The sequence below is a fragment of the Shewanella sp. Actino-trap-3 genome, from assembly GCF_002836275.1.
In the GTDB taxonomy this organism is placed as follows: domain Bacteria; phylum Pseudomonadota; class Gammaproteobacteria; order Enterobacterales; family Shewanellaceae; genus Shewanella; species Shewanella psychromarinicola.
Genome location: NZ_PJCE01000001.1, coordinates 3,949,943 through 3,966,552 on the forward strand (window position 1 = coordinate 3,949,943; position 16,610 = coordinate 3,966,552).

Sequence of the window (16,610 nt, forward strand, 5' to 3'; positions counted from 1 at the left end):
TGATGAAAAAGACTCTTATTGCCACCGCTTTAGTGGGCCTGTTAAGCGTGTCATCGGCTCATGCGGCAACTGTATTAGGTTTTAAAGTCGGCGCTGATTACTGGCAGGCCGACACCACAAATGCATTTAATGATGATAGTGCTGTTGCCCACAGCTTTAATGATGATTCATCTCAAGGTAGCGTATGGATTGCTATTGAACATCCATTGCCGTTTGTGCCTAATGTTAAAATTCGTGAAAATCGCCTTGAGTCGAGCACGAGCATTAGCAATGCGGACTTTAATTTTAATGGTCACAGCTATAGCGGTGCGGCGTCGGTCATTAATGACTTAAGTAATACTGACTTTGTGTTGTATTACGAAATCCTAGATAACGACTTAGTGTCTGTTGATTTAGGTGCCGCCTATAAATTAATGAGCGGTTCATTACGAGTTGCTGATGCCGGTCATCCTGAAGAAGTGGATATCGACAGCGGTATCGTGATGGGGTACGCCAGTGCACAAGTTGGCATGATTGGTTTAGGCTTGTTTGGCTTTGCTGATGTGATGTTAGGAGTGGACGAATCTAATGTGCATGACTATGGTGCTGGTTTGGGATGGCAGTTTGACGGATTAGCTGTTGATACTGCTATTCGTGTTGGTTACCGTGAGTTTAATTTTGATGTGAGTAACTTCTCTGGTGTGACGCAAAACACTGACTTTAGTGGCGCATTTGCTGGTGTTGAATTAGTTTTCTAATTGCAGACTATGTTAAAAGATCGTGCTAAAAGATCGAGCAAAAATATTGTGTTAATAATTGTATGCTCACAAAAAAACCGCCTATTGGCGGTTTTTTTATAGGAGATTAATCACTACTGAGCAATTAGTCCGCTGTTAATCGAGATAACATCATCTTCGGATAATGTACCCGCAGCCTGTTTTAGGGCCAATATAGAATTGATATAGCCATAACGCGCTTCAGACAATTGACGCTTTGAATCGTATAAATCACGTGTACGGTTCAGCACATCAACAATCGTACGCGTACCCACTTCAAATCCAGCTTGAGTGGCTTTTAATGCGCTTTCAGATGAAATCACCGATTGCTCATAGGCTTTTATTGAACTGATAGAAGCGTTAACGTTATTAAAGTTATTACGTACGTTCTTAGTTACACTGCGATGAGTTTGTTCTAATCTCTCGCTTGCTTCCACATATTGGAACTGAGCCTGTTTCACTTGCGAAGTCACTTTAAAACCTTCGAAAAGCGGAATGCTCAAGGTTACACCAATATTGGTATTGTCATAATCTGGACCTGGAGTCTGGTCAACGCCTTTGTTATAGCCGGCATTTAAGTTAAGTGAAGGCATGTGGCCAGCTTTGTACAATTTAATCGTCTCATTGGCGATATCTTTGGCGATACGTTGAGTCATTAAATCGATGCTACTGGTTTCGGCCATTTTTAACCAAGCCGCAGATGATGCTGGGGCAGGTGTAACGGCTGAAAAACGGTTAGTATCAAGAATATCAATTGATTTATGATCTACACCAGTAATTTCACGTAATGCTTCGTAGCTATTGTCTAGGGTATTTTGAGCAAGAATTTCTAATGCTGATGCTAGGTCATATTGTGCTTGTGCTTCATGAACATCAGTAATTGCCGTTAAGCCTACGGCAAAACGTTGCTTAGTTTGCTCAAGTTGGCGTTCAATTGCTGCTTTTTCTGCACCTTGGAACTCGAAGTTATCTTTAGCCGTTAATACATCAAAATAGGCTTTAGTGACACGGGTAATCAGCGATTGTAATGTCGATGCATAAGCAGAGTCTGCTTGAGACGCTGCCATTTCAGCAAGGTCTAAACCTACCCATGCACTGTGATCGTAAATAACTTGAGTTAAGTTAACACCACCTATTAATCCGTCGCTATCTTCTAAAGGATCATTCCACGCTTTAGCGTAGCCAACGTTTGCACTGATACTTGGCAATAACGGTGCACGATTTTCTTCAATACTTTCGTATAAGGCATCACGTTGTGCTTTGGCTTGTAAAACGATAGGGTCGCTAGTGAGTGCTTTTTGATAAATTTGAAGTAAATCGTCAGCTTGTACTGCTGGTGCTGCAATAGCAAATGCTAATGCTGCGTATAATGAACCAATTTTGAATTTCATTTGCTGCCCTTTTTAGACAATTCCTCGGTAAGATGAGGTGTTGATTAACTTATAAATTTGGTCATGTCCTCCGTTAAGATAATGAGATAACATTATTCAGTCTTAACGCGGCAATCAGTGTTAACTTACTTGCTTAATGAGTATGCATAATAATTTACAGCAGATATCGTCGTTCAACATCCACAACGCATTGCTCATTGCATTTTATTCACCATATGTTTATTACTGCATATTGTGCACTACTTACATATTGTGCACTACTCACATATTGTGCGCTAACTGATAGTAGTGATTTTTTCATTTTCAAGTCAAATTTGAAGTGTAACAGATTTTATTTTAATTAAACCTGTTTTTGCTGATGCAAGCTTAAATGCTTAGTTATTAATTATGTTAATTTAAACTGTAAAATGACCAGATGGTTTACGTTTTGATAGATGAGGATAAATATGTCTGAGCAAGCCGCTATAACCACCTTTGACGCAGAGTCTGGGTTTAGTTTGATATCTAAAAAAGTATTATACAAAGGATTCTTCCAGTTGGACGAATACACCTTTAAGCATAAGCTGTTTAAAGGAGGCTGGAGTGGTGAGGTGAGGCGTGAGGTCTTTGAACGAGGCCATGCCGTTGTTGTAATACCTTATGATCCAATTCGTGATGAAATCGTATTGATAGAGCAAATCAGGGTTCCAGCATTAGCGACCACTAAATCAATCTGGCTTCTTGAGTTAGTGGCAGGTATAATTGAGCCCGGCGAATTACCCGAGAAAGTGGCAGAACGTGAATTAGCGGAAGAAGCCGGATTAAGTTTATTAGGCTTAACATTTATAAACAGCTATTTGGTCAGTCCTGGCGGCACAACAGAGCGTTTTCATTTGTTTTTGGGGCAAGTCGATGCCACCAAAGCGGCTGGAATACATGGGCTCGAACATGAAAATGAAGATATTCGGGTTCATGTTGTCAGTCGCGAGCAAGCTTATCAATGGGTAAACAATGGTCGTATCGATAATGCGGCGACGGTGTTGGGTATCCAATGGTTGATGCTGAATTACCAACAAATTCGTGACTCACTTTAACTTGTTGAATAGGATTGTGAGCAAGATAGGAATGATTGGGTGGCAGAGTTTAATCTGAAAAAAAAGCAAAAATATCAACCTAATGTCAGTGTTTTTTTAGCTGTGTGTGGTAGAAATTATGCACGTATTTTAAAATGGTTACCCGAAAAAATGAGCGTTAATGTGCCATGGCAGATTGAAGGTCAATTTGGTACCTTGTCGATCAATCTTCTTGAAAATACTAAGTATACTCAGCTAGTCGAAATATCTCGTCCTATACCCAATGGACATTTTTTTAAAACTCCCAAAGCAACTGTTCGTGTTTATCATGATGCTCAATTAGCAGAAGTGTTAACTAGCCAACAGATTTATCGCTTAAAGCCAATGTATGATTACCCTAATATACATATGCATCATAGCGATGAAAAATTTCAGGTGAATGCATTCCTTGAAGATCTGTTGAAGATTGGGTTTCGGAGAGTGACTTGCCAATCATAGCTATTTTATTCTTTTACCATGTTGGGAATCTTTAGTGCTTAAAGACGCAGTGCATTATTCTGTTACTGAAAATGAGCCTGTACGATTAGTACAAGTGACGGATCCGCATCTCTTTTCTGATCCAGAAGGACAACTGCTAGGTGTTAATACGGCCCAAAGTCTCCAAGCGGTGTTAAATACCTACATAGCCACTCAATATCCTGCTCATTTATTGTTAGCAACCGGTGATATTAGCCAAGATTACTCACCTGAGTCTTATCAGCATTTTGTGCAAAAAATTGAAATGTTAAATCTGCCTTGCCATTATTTACCCGGTAACCATGATGACCCTCGCTTGATGAGCTTGCGTATGCAAGGTGAAAAAGTGTTTGGCCAACAACGGGTGGTTATTGGTAAATGGCTGATATTAATGCTTGATTCTACTCTTCGAGGTAAGCCTGGTGGCCATATGGGCGAGCGACAATTTGCCTTAATAGATGCTGCAATTAACGCTGAACCCGATAAACATGTCTTGTTAGTGATGCATCATAATCCGATCTTAATGCAGTGCGCTTGGTTAGATCAGCACTGCATGATGAATGGAGAAGACTTTTTGCAACGGACCAGCCGTTACCCGCAAGTGAAAGGTATTCTTTGGGGGCACGTACACCAACAAGTGGATAATATTCATTTAGGGGCGCATGGTCCTATTCAATTAATGGCGACACCGTCAACGTGTATTCAATTTAAACCATTATCATCCTATTTTGCCTTAGACCATCTTCAACCCGGTTATCGTTTGCTGGAGTTGGCAGGCGATGGTAGCATTCGTACTAACGTGTATCGCGTGCCAGGAAATCTATTTGCGCCAGATAATGAGGCCAGCGGATACTAGTTTACCGCGCCATATTATGTTAATAAGGACGCCCTTAGTGCTAATTAACCGTCTCGCGAGGGAATATGCTGCTTTATATACATGGTTTTAATAGTTCTCCACGGTCAGATAAGGCCATTCAAACCGCACACTATATTCAGCAACATTATCCACAAGTCGATTTTCACCAACCACAATTACCTTCGTCACCCATTGCTGCAATTACTTTACTTTGCAATATCACTGAGCAAGCGAAACGGCAAGGGCAGACATTGCGCTTTATTGGCTCGTCGTTAGGTGGTTATTTTGCCAGTTATTTAGCCGAAACCTATGGTGGTAGAGCCGTGTTGATTAATCCGGCGGTAAAACCGTTCGAATTATTTGAACAGTTTATAGGTCCTCAATATAACCCTTATACTGACGAGCATTATCAAGTGTTACCGCAGCATCAATATGATGTTGCTCAGTATAATACTCATGTGATCCGACATCCTGATCGTTTTCTCGTGCTGTTGCAAACTGGTGACGAAGTGTTAGATTATCGACAAGCACTACATAAGTACCATAGCTGTGAATTACATTTAGAGCCCAATGGTGACCACAGTTTTGTTGGCTATGAACAACAATTAGACAAAATATGTAAATTTATTCAGCTGTAACGTTTTAGCGTTACAAACAACGATCAATTTGAGCTAACTTTGGCTCTATCTAACTCCAAATGTGTGGATTATGACCAACCAATATACTTCTGACGCTATTGAGGTCCTTAATGGACTTGACCCGGTAAAACGCCGTCCTGGTATGTATACCGACACCTCTAGGCCTAATCACCTTGGTCAAGAGGTTATTGATAACAGCGTTGATGAAGCTCTGGCGGGACACGCGACTAAAATTGAAGTTGTACTCCATGAAGATAATTCCCTTGAAGTGACCGATGATGGCCGGGGTATGCCGGTGGACATTCACCCAGAAGAAGGCATTCCTGGGGTTGAACTTATTCTGACTAAGTTACACGCTGGCGGTAAGTTCTCGAATAAAAGCTACCAGTTTTCAGGTGGTTTACATGGGGTGGGTATTTCGGTCGTCAATGCGCTTTCTCTGCGTGTTGAAGTCAGTGTTCGTCGTGATGGGCACGTATACGAAATGGCCTTTGAAAATGGTTTTAAGGTTGAAGAATTGGTCGTGACGGGCACTTGTGGGCGCCGTAATACGGGAACTCGAGTGCATTTCTGGCCCGATACCAGTTATTTTGACTCGGCTAACTTTTTGGCCAGTAAATTAATTTATATACTACGAGCTAAAGCGGTATTGTGCCCCGGTTTACGCATCAAGTTTACCAATAAACAAAATGGTGAAGTGTATGACTGGTTTTATGAAAGCGGCTTAACCGATTACCTCAAAGAAGCGATAAAAGATTCAGTATTGTTACCTGAAGAGCCGTTTGTGGGCAGTTTTAAAGGCAAATTAGACGCCGCTGAGTGGGCGATTACTTGGTTGCCTGAAGGTGGGGATAGTTTGAGTGAAAGTTACGTTAACTTAATTCCGACACCATTAGGCGGTACTCATGTAAATGGCTTTAGACAAGGTTTGCTTGAGTCTATGCGTGAGTTTTGTGAATTTCGCAATCTTGTTCCTCGTGGTATTAAGCTATCGCCCGAAGATATTTGGGATCGTGCAGCGTTTATCTTATCGACAAAAATGCAAGATCCACAGTTCTCTGGCCAAACCAAAGAAAAATTATCCAGCCGTCAAAGCTCTGCCTTTGTTTCTGGTGTTGTTCGTGATGCCTTTTCTTTGTGGTTAAACTCCAATACTGAGTTAGCAGAACAACTAGCAGAATTGTGCATTAGTAATGCACTGCGACGTTTAAAAGCAGCTAAAAAAGTGGCACGTAAAAAAGTGACTTCTGGGCCAGCATTACCCGGTAAGCTAACCGATTGCAGCGGTCAAGATCCGATGCGAGGTGAGTTATTTTTAGTGGAAGGAGACTCGGCTGGCGGCAGTGCAAAACAAGCTCGAGATCGTGAATTTCAAGCCATTATGCCGTTAAGAGGTAAAATTTTGAATACTTGGGAGGTCGATTCCTCGCAAGTGTTAGCCTCGCAAGAGGTGCATAATATTTCGATAGCGATTGGTTGCGATCCTGACAGCGATGATATTTCAGAATTACGTTATGGTAAAATTTGTATTCTAGCGGATGCGGATTCTGATGGACTGCATATTGCGACATTGTTGTGTGCGTTGTTCTTAAAGCATTATCGTGTATTAGTGAATAATGGGCATGTGTATATTGCTATGCCGCCGCTATTTCGTATTGATATCGGCAAAGAGGTTTTTTATGCTCTGGATGAAGCTGAAAAAACGGGGATCTTAGACCGTATTACCGCAGAAAATAAAAAAGGTAAGGTGCAAGTGACTCGCTTTAAAGGCTTGGGTGAAATGAACCCATTGCAACTGCGTGAGACCACTATGGATCCTAACACCCGACGCTTAGTTCAATTGACTATCGATGACGCCGATGAGACGGTAGCCTTGATGGATATGTTACTGGCTAAAAAGCGTGCTCCAGATCGTAAGACCTGGTTAGAAAGTAAAGGCGACTTAGCGTCACTTTAGTCGTGTTTGTTACTGCCAATAAGAATGTATAACATAAGGCAAAAAGATAATTAACATGCAGTATATTAACGTACGATTTTATCTTAACCTGGGCAGTAAATTTGCTTGCGCAGGTATAATATTATTAGGCTTTTTCCCCACACTCGCCATTGCCGCACAATCGGTGATGATCACTGTCACTAAAGGGTTTGGATTAAGCTTGTATGCCTCTGATTTAGGCGATATTAAGCAAATGACCGTGGGCGATAACGGCACTTTATTTGTCGGGTCTCAAAAAAGTGGCACTGTGTATGCGTTGGTTGATAGTGATCAAAATGGCCAAGTGGATAAGCGTTACCTTATCGCAAGGGGGTTAGATTACCCTGATGCGTTAGCCTTCCATAATGGTTCGCTATACGTCACTGAAGACGACCGTATCATTCGCTTTGAAGAAATAGAATCTCGTCTTCGCCGTCCTAGTCGAGCACGTGAAGTCTATTCAAATTTGCCAAGCTTAGATAAGAAATATTCTCGTTCGATGCACTTTGGCCCCGATGGACTGTTATATGTTGCCATTGGTTCGGCATGTAATGTCTGTGAATCACCTTCGCCATTTGGCAGTATTTTGGCCATCGATGTTGAACCCGGCGCCAGTGAGCAAGTTGCGTTAGGCCTTAGGAGTGTGACAGGTTTTGATTGGTCACCGGTGACCAACAAGTTGTGGTTTGCTGATTTAGGTCGTAATTGGATGGGCGATAATATTCCACCTGATGAAATAAACCGCTTAGACATTAAAGGTAGCCACTTTGGTTTTCCTTATTTACACGCCACAGATGTGATTGAGCCTGCCTATGATAAACCTGAAAATTTAAATATCAGCGTGCCTGAATTTGAACTGCCAGCACACGTTGCTCCAACCGGATTAAGTTTTTACCGAGGAGAGCAATTTCCTGAACGTTATCGTAACCAAATATTTGTTGCTGAAAATGGTTCATGGAATCGTTCAAGTAAAGTGGGCTATCAAATTGTGATGCTGAGTATTGAAGATAATAAAATTAGTAAACGTGAAACCGTGGTGAGTTTTTTGGATGGAGAATTTCCCGTCGCACGTCCATTTGATGTGATTAATGCGCCAGACGGCGCAATGTACATTTCAGATGATTTAAAAGGTAATATTTACCGTTTGTTTTATAACGCACCCGAACAATCACAGGATATGAAATAATGAGTGATGCGATTGAATTAAGTCTTGATGGCGTAGAGCAAATGCCGCTTAGGCGCTTTACTGAAGAGGCTTATTTAAATTATTCCATGTACGTGATTATGGATCGTGCTTTACCGCATATTGGCGATGGTTTAAAACCTGTTCAGCGACGTATTATTTTCGCCATGAGTGAATTAGGGTTATCGGCACAGTCTAAACACAAAAAATCAGCCCGTACTGTGGGTGATGTTTTAGGTAAATATCATCCACACGGTGATAGCGCATGTTATGAAGCGATGGTGTTAATGGCTCAGCCATTTTCCTATCGATATCCACTGGTTGACGGCCAAGGTAACTGGGGCGCGCCAGATGATCCTAAGTCATTTGCGGCAATGCGTTATACCGAAGCTAGACTATCAAAGTTTTCTGAAGTGTTACTGTCGGAATTAGGTCAAGGAACCGTCGATTGGGGGGTTAACTTTGATGGCACCATGAAGGAGCCTAAAACCTTACCTGCCCGATTACCGCATATTTTATTGAATGGCATTACTGGCATTGCGGTTGGCATGGCAACAGACATTCCACCCCATAACGTGCGTGAGTTAGTTTCAGCTTGTGTTGAGCTTATCGATAATCCAAAAACTGATTTAGCCCGACTCATGGAGTTAGTGCCAGGTCCTGACTACCCGACTGAAGCCGAAATCATCACCCCTAGAGCCGATATTGAGCGGATTTATGATACCGGGCGTGGTTCAATCAAAATGCGCGCGGTTTACAAAGAAGAGCATGGTGAAATTGTCATTACCTCATTACCGCATCAAGCAAGTAGCGGTAAGATCCTAGAGCAAATTGCCAATCAAATGCAGGCAAAAAAGCTGCCGATGGTGTCTGACTTACGTGATGAATCTGATCATGAAAACCCAGTGCGATTAATCATTGTTCCTCGATCAAGCCGTGTTGATTGTGATCAGTTAATGACCCATTTATTTGCCACTACGGATCTTGAAAAAAGCTTTCGGGTTAACTTAAATGTGTTGGGACTTGATGGCCTCCCTAAAGTGAAAGGGCTAAAGCAACTATTAACCGAATGGTTAGAGTTTCGGATGACCACTGTAACGCGCCGCTTGCAATATAGACTCGATAAAGTGTTAGCGCGATTACATATTTTAGAAGCCTTGATGATCGCATTTTTAAACATTGACGAAGTGATCGAGATTATTCGTTTTCACGATGAGCCTAAAGCTGAGTTGATGTCTCGGTTTACCTTGTCAGATAAACAAGCAGAATCAATTTTAGAATTAAAGTTACGTCATTTGGCCAAGCTTGAAGAATTTAAAATCAAAGCTGAGCAAGACGAGTTAGCCGCCGAGCGTGACAAATTAGAATTATTATTAAGCTCAGATCGTCGTTTAAAAACCTTAGTCAAAAAAGAATTGATTCAAGATGGCGAGATTTATGGTGACAATCGTCGTTCGCCTATTATTGAACGTATTGATGCCAAAGCACTGACTGAACAAGAGTTAACCCCAACTGAACCTGTCACTGTCGTGTTGTCAGATAAAGGTTGGGTACGTTGTGCTAAAGGTCATGATGTTGATGTAAAAGGCTTGTCTTATAAGTCTGGCGACAGTTACCTGTGCAGCGTAATGGGTAAAAGTAATCAGGCGGCGGTGTTTATTGACTCAACAGGGCGAGCATTTACAACCGACAGTCACACGTTGCCTTCAGCCAGAAGCCAAGGTGAGCCGATTACCACGCGCTTTAATATGGCGCCTAACGCGGTAATGCAACATGTATTAATGGGTGAGGAAGAGCAGTTCTTCTTGTTGGCAACCGATGCGGGTTATGGCTTTATTTGTGCTTATCCTGATTTAGTCAGCCGTAATAAGGCGGGTAAGGCGTTACTAAGCCTACCAACGAATGCGTTAGTCATGCTGCCAAAGTTAATTAATAAAACCGCAGGTCAATCTTTGTTAGCCATAACTTCTGAAGGCCGCATGCTGATGTTTAGCTTAGATGCTTTGCCACAGTTATCAAAAGGTAAAGGCAATAAAATTATCGGTATTGCTACTGATCGAGCTAAAAATCGCGAAGAATTACTATTGCATCTGTGTGTGGTTCCTCAAAATGCCTCAGTAACGTTATGGGCGGGCAAGCGTAAGTTAACCTTGAAACCAAGTGATCTAGAGGAATATCGAGGTGAACGCGGACGAAGAGGTGCTAAGCTACCAAGAGGTTTACAACGTGTGGATAGTGTTGATGTTGACAGTGCCCATGTAGACAGTGAGCCAGGGGTAGACGATTCTGCGCAAACGTTAGATTAATGCTTAGATTAATGCCTTAGATTAACGCTTAGATTAACGCTTAGATTAATGGCGTAGATTAACGCTTTAGATTAACGCTTTAGATTAATGGCTTATTTCAGGATCACATGGTTTCGTTAACCTTGTTGTTTGTCTGAACATTGCGAGGATCGCATTAATGGTTTGTCTGAACATTGCGAGGATCGCATTAATGTTAGTGAACCAGCCCTGAATTTTTCGGTTAGTAAATCGCTAAAGAATGAAAAAAAGCTGCTCATATGAGCAGCTTTTTTTATGAAAAGGAAATATTTTATGCAACTTCATAGAAATTGGGTTCGTACTCTAACTGAGTCTGAATGATTTGAGTTGCCATCCGAGCACATTTTCCACATTGGTCTGAAACGCCCAAACGCTTTCTCACGTCAGCAAGTGAGCAATCACCTTGGCTAACGGCTGCTTTAATTTGAGTGTCTGTAATGGCATGACAAAGACAAACGTACATAGAGAAAGCCTCTTCATTTAAAATGGGTCAGAGCTGAGAAAGTAACCTAATTCTAAATGAAAATAGTTATCATTGGCAATACCTTTCTTGTAAATATAATGATTATTTTTAATACAGTATGATCTACATCACTTTTTATGAAAAATTGAAGACTTGCAATAAAGCCGTATTTAACGAATTAGCCTATCTATTGTTCCGATCTGAGGTTAAACAATGCTATTTCAGCCCGTTTTAGTAGCCATGGCTAGCATCGACGACATAGTGCAATGATTTGGACTGTTGCCATCGGCAATAGTTTTGGCTAAATATTTGTACTACTTGTTCGGGAAAACTTGGCGCAGCGATATGCGGAGTAATAGTGACGTTATCGTAATGCCATAGTGGATGGTTAGCAGGCAAGGGCTCTTGTTCGAACACATCTAATATGGCTTGGCGCTGTGGGCATAGCATCAGTTCAGTTTGTAAAGCAGTCAAATCAATTGCGTTACCTCGGCCAATGTTAAATAACATGGCATCAGGTTTCAATAAGGGCAGATTTTCGGCATTTAATAGATGCTTGGTTTGAGGTGTATCGGGTAATACGCTGACAATGACATGTGCATGGGGCAAATAATCGGCTAATTTATCCATCGTGTCGATGCGATTAAAGCCACTCACGAGTGCGCCTTGGCGATTGAGCCCGCTGACTGTCATGCCAAAATGGTGGGCTGTTATCGCAAGGTGTTGAGCGATGGAGCCCGTGCCTAGTATTAATAGTTGTTGCCCTTGCAAAGTTCGGTAACTGCCTGGTCGCCAAAGCTGCTGGTGTTGTTGCTGCGTATACTGGGCATGGTGTCGATAATGGCTTAATAGGTAGCCAAAAACATATTCACTCATTAGCGGGCCAAAGACGCCGCGAATATTGGTCAGCAAATAATCATGTCGTAATGATGGTTGCATTAACGCATTGACACCCGCAAAGGTTGATTGTAACCATTTAAGCGCTGTTGCATGGGGCAGTAATGGTGCGGCTAAATGGGGTTCTGCTAACCAAATATCAGCATCATTAATATTGCTGAGCGTGTCATCGCCAGTATCAACGAGAATGTCATCGACAATTTCGAGATCTGGCAATGAATGCTTTGCCAATAATTGGCGATATTGATCGTTCTCTCTGGTCAGCAATAATAATTTATTCGCCATAGGGATTCCATGATTTAGTCTTGATACGTAGACGGCTTATTCAAACCAACCATGGTAGTCCACTGTGACCGGCATCATTGCTATTGCCATCGCTTTGTCTGGATAATTACTGAAAACACCGTCGACACCCATTGCTTTTAACGCTTGAATATCTTCATGATGATCAACGGTATACACAAATACTTTACCGCCGCGCTGATGGGCGTCATCAATAATAGCTTGATTAATAAAACTCACGTCAAGATTGATCGAATAGGCATTAAGCGTCGTCATTATTTGAGCTAAGTCTAGCGGGATCCCCGCCAGTAATGGGGCGATAATAGCTTGTGGGAAAGTGTTTTTTATCTGAGCCAAATAGGGGTGGTTAAATGATGATATTAACAGTTGTTCTGGGGTGTAATTGAGTTGCTCAAGGGCTTGAGGGTATAATGCAAGAAAGGGTTTTACGCAGCCAACGCCTTTTAATTCGATGTTGACGCTGCACAAGCCTTCGCTTTTTGTGCTTATCCGTTCGAGTGCCTGCCATAACGTGGGGATCGCTTGTCCGCCGACGGTAAATAGAGCCAGAGCTGCTTTTGTGGTTAAGTGGATCAGCCCTGTTCCGGTTGACTTACCTTCTAAACGGCGATCATGAAACACCACTAATTCACCTTCAACGCAATGCACATCAAGTTCAATGGCATTAACACCCAAATCGAGTGCTTTGTCTATAGCAATTAAGGTATTTTCAGGTTCATAACCGCTGGCGCTGCGGTGAGCAAAAACGAGCATAGCTTTCCTTAATTAAGACTTGAATTAGCCTTTATATAATCCGGTGGATTCTTTAGGCATATGATTAATATGAATGTCCATCTGCGGATAGGCAAGTTCGACATTATTTTCTTTAAGCTTTTTATTAATGAGTTTATGCAAGCTGTGGCGTAACGGCCAACGATCCGACATGTCTTTCGCATACGAGCGAATTTCGTAATCTTGTGTGTGTCGACCAAAACCGGCGAACCATACTTCTGGCTCCGGTATGGCTAATGATAAATCACATTCAAGCACGGCTTGATGAAGTAACATTTCGACTTTGGTTGGATCAGCATCACGAGATACCGATACTGTTACGATCACACGAGTGATCGGATCGGACAACGACCAGTTAACCAGTTGTTCGGTAATAAAGGCTTTGTTTGGCACAATAATTTCTTTATGATCAAAGTCGACAATCGTAGTCGCTCTGATTTGGATTTTACTGACTGTACCTGATAGGTCGCGGATAGTAACGGTATCGCCAATACGAATGGGTTTTTCAAATAGAATGATCAAACCAGAAATAAAGTTAGCAAAAATTTCTTGTAAGCCAAACCCTAAGCCTACTGAGAGTGCCGCAACTAGCCATTGCAATTTAGCCCACTCCATCCCAAGGGTTGAAAAACCAAATAGTATGCCAAAAAATACCACTAAATAACTGCTCACAGTGGTAATGGCAAACCCGGTTCCTGGCGATAAATCTAATCTTTGCAATAACGTCAGTTCCATCAAACCGGGGAGGTTTTTAGCAATAACTAATGAGAAACCAACTAACATAATTCCAAATAGAATTGATTTCAATGTAATGGGCACTTGTTGCTCAATACCATTTACATTGCTGTTGGTGGTCCATAAAGTAATGCCATCTAAAAACGAGAATACCGCAGTATGCGTTTGCGCCAAAATGCCCAATAAGCTGGCGAAGAAGGCCAAAATTAAAATTGATCTCACTAAGCCCAGTGACTGGCTGGAAATGGTTTCTAAATCAACAATCGGTTCTTCATAGGTATCTATCGGTTCATTGTTTTGTAATTCGTCTCTTTCTCGTTGTGCAAGTAACTCTGCACGCTTGGCTTTGGCGCGATCAAATGCGATTAAACGGCGTTCAATCAACATCCAACGCTTAATTAACTGATAAGTCAGCAAGAAGCCCAAGCCTAATAATACCGAAATTTGTAGCTGTAATAGAAGTTGGAATGCGGTGAAGTAGTAGCCGATCACCGCCAAGATTGCGCTAAAAACAGGGGTCCCGATCAGTATTGCCCATAGCGCTTTTTGAATGATAGCCATATTAGTGGCGCTAGGCTTATTTTTGCGATATTGGCCAATAAGTAACATGACTTCTTTATACAGCAGAAATAGCACAACACAGAAAACGATAAACGCACCACGGCCAAGACTGTTGCGTACTAATGAGGTATCTAACGCTTCGGTAAAGCCCATTAAACCTATTAATGGCGCAGATACCATGACAAACGAAGCCATGGTTTGTTGTGCTTGTTGGACAATTTTCTTGGGCCGTCTGAAATGACTGATCAAAATACCTTTATCAAGGGTTAACAAGAAAAAGAACTGATATATCAGATAACTGACACCAATAGCTAAAATGCCAATCCCCACGGCATAAACCAGATTTTGCTCTGAACGCGAGAAAATAATCCCTGCCATTATCACCGGTAACGGCCTTATTAAGGCGTACGTTAAGCTGATGATTAGGGTTTTAATGGTGTATTTAAATTTATCTTGAGTCACATTGCCAACATATATTGCATAGCGACTAATCGCTTCATTGAACTTAGGTGTCAGCATGTCCTGTGCCATTAAACAACACAAAAATAAAATTCCCCACCAAGCCCAATAATTACTTTGTTCAGACCAAGCTTGTTGTAACAACTGCCACTGACTCGGTTGCAGTAACCAGACACTACTGTGGCTTAAGTCAATTAACCATAAGGCGCCAATGCTAGGCGCATTAGGCACCCAAAATAGATGTTCGTTAAGGGTGTTTTTTAATGTGTTATGTAATTGATTTAATTGTTCATAACCAATGCGTAACTTAGCAAATTCAGCTAGATATTGATCGTAACTTTGCGATAGTTGATTGATTAGCTCTTGTTGTGATTGCAGTAATTTAATCTGGGTTTCATTAAACATGTCGCGGTTATCAAGTTGCTGGCTGTTCAGTGCTTGTTGCTGTTCTAATTTGTAGCGTTGTAAACGAGCATCGGCTAATTCTGTTTGCAGTTTGTCTAGATTGGGTGGCTTAGGTAATGATTGCAGCATCTGCAAAAAACGATCGCCAAAGGCGGAGTTAGTTTTAACCCAGGTAATTTGCTCAAGTACGTTTGATAGTTGGGCATTTTGTGATTGATAGCGTTTCTCAATTCGTTGTTGATTCTCGATCGCAGATTTTATATTACTGGTGAGGGTCTGTAATTGTTCAGCATAGTGCTGATTTACTTCGCTAAGTTCTTGAGATAATGGATCGGCTAGCTCTTGGGCATCAATTAAGTTATTGGCTATGGTGTCTGCGGTTTGCTGCTGGCGAGACTCAATGTTGTGTTTGTTGATAAGCTCAATAAAGATTCCTTGTTGGCTTAAAGACAAGCGATTGAGCTGCTGTTGTAGTTGAGTAATTTCTAACTGCTTAGGGTTAGCTAATTGTTCAGCTTGTAAGGTGACAATATGCTGCGCGAGCAGTTCTGCCTGAAGTTTGTTACGTTGGCCTAATGGAATATCAATCGGCGATTTTAGGGTTTTATTATGTTGGGTTAAGGCATTTTGTGCTTGAACAATTAAATCAGGTAATTGCGTTTGGCGTTGTGAAATCAGACGTAACTGCTGATTAAGGCTCGATTCGGTCTCTTTTAATTCCGATAAATGAAAATAGGCCATTGAAGCTTGCTGGTTAAGATCGATTTCAACATTTAGGCTTAACGGTTTCTGTGCTTCAGCAAGTTGCTCTGCCAGTGAGAGTTTTGCTTCGTTGTTAGAGCGTTCTATATTGGTATAGGTTTGTTGTTCAATTTGCAGCTTTTCAATGCTGCTTTCGAGTTCTGTAATTTGAGATTGTATATCAAGCGGCTGATTTTCAGATTGGCTATTGAGCCCCAAACGCTTATCTAGGGTTAGAGGGGTATTAGCAAATACAGAAACTGACAGTATATTTGCTATAAGAAAACACAGAAATAAACACGCTAAACGTAACATAATACTTGGCTCAGGCTGGAGTATGGTCATGGTAGCAAATTTGCGAGATTATGATCTATATTTTTGATGTCTTTGCTGAGTTTCAAATAAAGCTGTCGCAACAATCCTTATTTATTTAATCGTGGTTGGAGTGGTCTGTTGCTCGTCTAAAATGCTGCGTGCTAGCACCAATCGTAAAAGGGGGGGTAACACGAAACTACAGCGCTGTTTTTTCGCTTAAAAAGCGCAATGCAGTGGTAAATGAGCAATGAGTTTACAATATAAAGCCGT

The 16,610-nt window shown here is 41.5% G+C and carries 13 protein-coding genes; 8 read left to right on the forward strand and 5 right to left on the reverse strand.

All coding sequences use genetic code 11. From position 1 onward, the window contains the following. Positions 1-2: 2 nt before the first annotated feature. Complete coding sequence (locus tag CXF80_RS17170) at positions 3-737, forward strand: TIGR04219 family outer membrane beta-barrel protein (RefSeq protein ID WP_101034137.1); 735 nt, start codon at positions 3-5, stop codon at positions 735-737. Between the two features lie 113 nt (positions 738-850). Here CXF80_RS17170 and tolC read toward each other — a convergent pair whose 3' ends face one another. Beyond that, entirely contained in the window at positions 851-2,146 is a 1,296-nt protein-coding gene (gene tolC / locus CXF80_RS17175) for an outer membrane channel protein TolC (protein WP_101034138.1), read from the reverse strand. A gap of 446 nt (positions 2,147-2,592) precedes the next feature. Here tolC and nudF point away from each other — a divergent pair, with 446 nt between their 5' ends. From nudF to parC, 7 genes are all read left to right on the forward strand, one after another. Beyond that, positions 2,593-3,219, forward strand: a complete 627-nt coding sequence (gene nudF, locus CXF80_RS17180; RefSeq protein WP_101034139.1) for an ADP-ribose diphosphatase — start codon at positions 2,593-2,595, stop codon at positions 3,217-3,219. Positions 3,220-3,258: 39 nt separating this feature from the next. After that, entirely contained in the window at positions 3,259-3,696 is a 438-nt protein-coding gene (locus CXF80_RS17185; protein ID WP_101034140.1) for a DUF1249 domain-containing protein, read from the forward strand. Positions 3,697-3,730: 34 nt separating this feature from the next. Then, positions 3,731-4,570, forward strand: a complete 840-nt coding sequence (cpdA, locus tag CXF80_RS17190; RefSeq protein ID WP_101034141.1) for a 3',5'-cyclic-AMP phosphodiesterase — start codon at positions 3,731-3,733, stop codon at positions 4,568-4,570. A 65-nt stretch (positions 4,571-4,635) separates the two neighbouring features. Next, positions 4,636-5,208: a YqiA/YcfP family alpha/beta fold hydrolase gene (locus CXF80_RS17195; protein ID WP_101034142.1), complete on the forward strand. Its 573-nt coding sequence runs from the start codon at positions 4,636-4,638 to the stop codon at positions 5,206-5,208. 70 nt (positions 5,209-5,278) lie between these two features. Continuing rightward, complete coding sequence (gene parE, locus CXF80_RS17200; protein WP_101034143.1) at positions 5,279-7,165, forward strand: DNA topoisomerase IV subunit B; 1,887 nt, start codon at positions 5,279-5,281, stop codon at positions 7,163-7,165. 55 nt (positions 7,166-7,220) lie between these two features. Then, positions 7,221-8,369, forward strand: a complete 1,149-nt coding sequence (locus tag CXF80_RS17205; RefSeq protein ID WP_101034144.1) for a PQQ-dependent sugar dehydrogenase — start codon at positions 7,221-7,223, stop codon at positions 8,367-8,369. After that, positions 8,369-10,672 (forward strand): DNA topoisomerase IV subunit A, encoded by a 2,304-nt coding sequence (parC, locus tag CXF80_RS17210; RefSeq protein WP_101034145.1) that lies wholly within the window; start codon positions 8,369-8,371, stop codon positions 10,670-10,672. Before CXF80_RS17205 ends, parC begins: the two co-directional genes overlap by 1 nt. A gap of 289 nt (positions 10,673-10,961) precedes the next feature. Here parC and CXF80_RS17215 read toward each other — a convergent pair whose 3' ends face one another. The 4 genes from CXF80_RS17215 to CXF80_RS17230 form a co-directional block, all read right to left on the reverse strand. After that, positions 10,962-11,153, reverse strand: a complete 192-nt coding sequence (locus CXF80_RS17215; RefSeq protein ID WP_101034146.1) for a bacterioferritin-associated ferredoxin — start codon at positions 11,151-11,153, stop codon at positions 10,962-10,964. 231 nt (positions 11,154-11,384) lie between these two features. Continuing rightward, entirely contained in the window at positions 11,385-12,335 is a 951-nt protein-coding gene (locus CXF80_RS17220; RefSeq protein ID WP_101034147.1) for a D-2-hydroxyacid dehydrogenase, read from the reverse strand. A 36-nt stretch (positions 12,336-12,371) separates the two neighbouring features. Continuing rightward, the gene (locus CXF80_RS17225; protein ID WP_101034148.1) at positions 12,372-13,106 is read right to left on the reverse strand and encodes a glycerophosphodiester phosphodiesterase; all 735 of its coding nucleotides are present in this window, start codon (positions 13,104-13,106) and stop codon (positions 12,372-12,374) included. 24 nt (positions 13,107-13,130) lie between these two features. Beyond that, positions 13,131-16,370: a mechanosensitive ion channel domain-containing protein gene (locus tag CXF80_RS17230; RefSeq protein ID WP_101034149.1), complete on the reverse strand. Its 3,240-nt coding sequence runs from the start codon at positions 16,368-16,370 to the stop codon at positions 13,131-13,133. Positions 16,371-16,610: the final 240 nt, after the last annotated feature.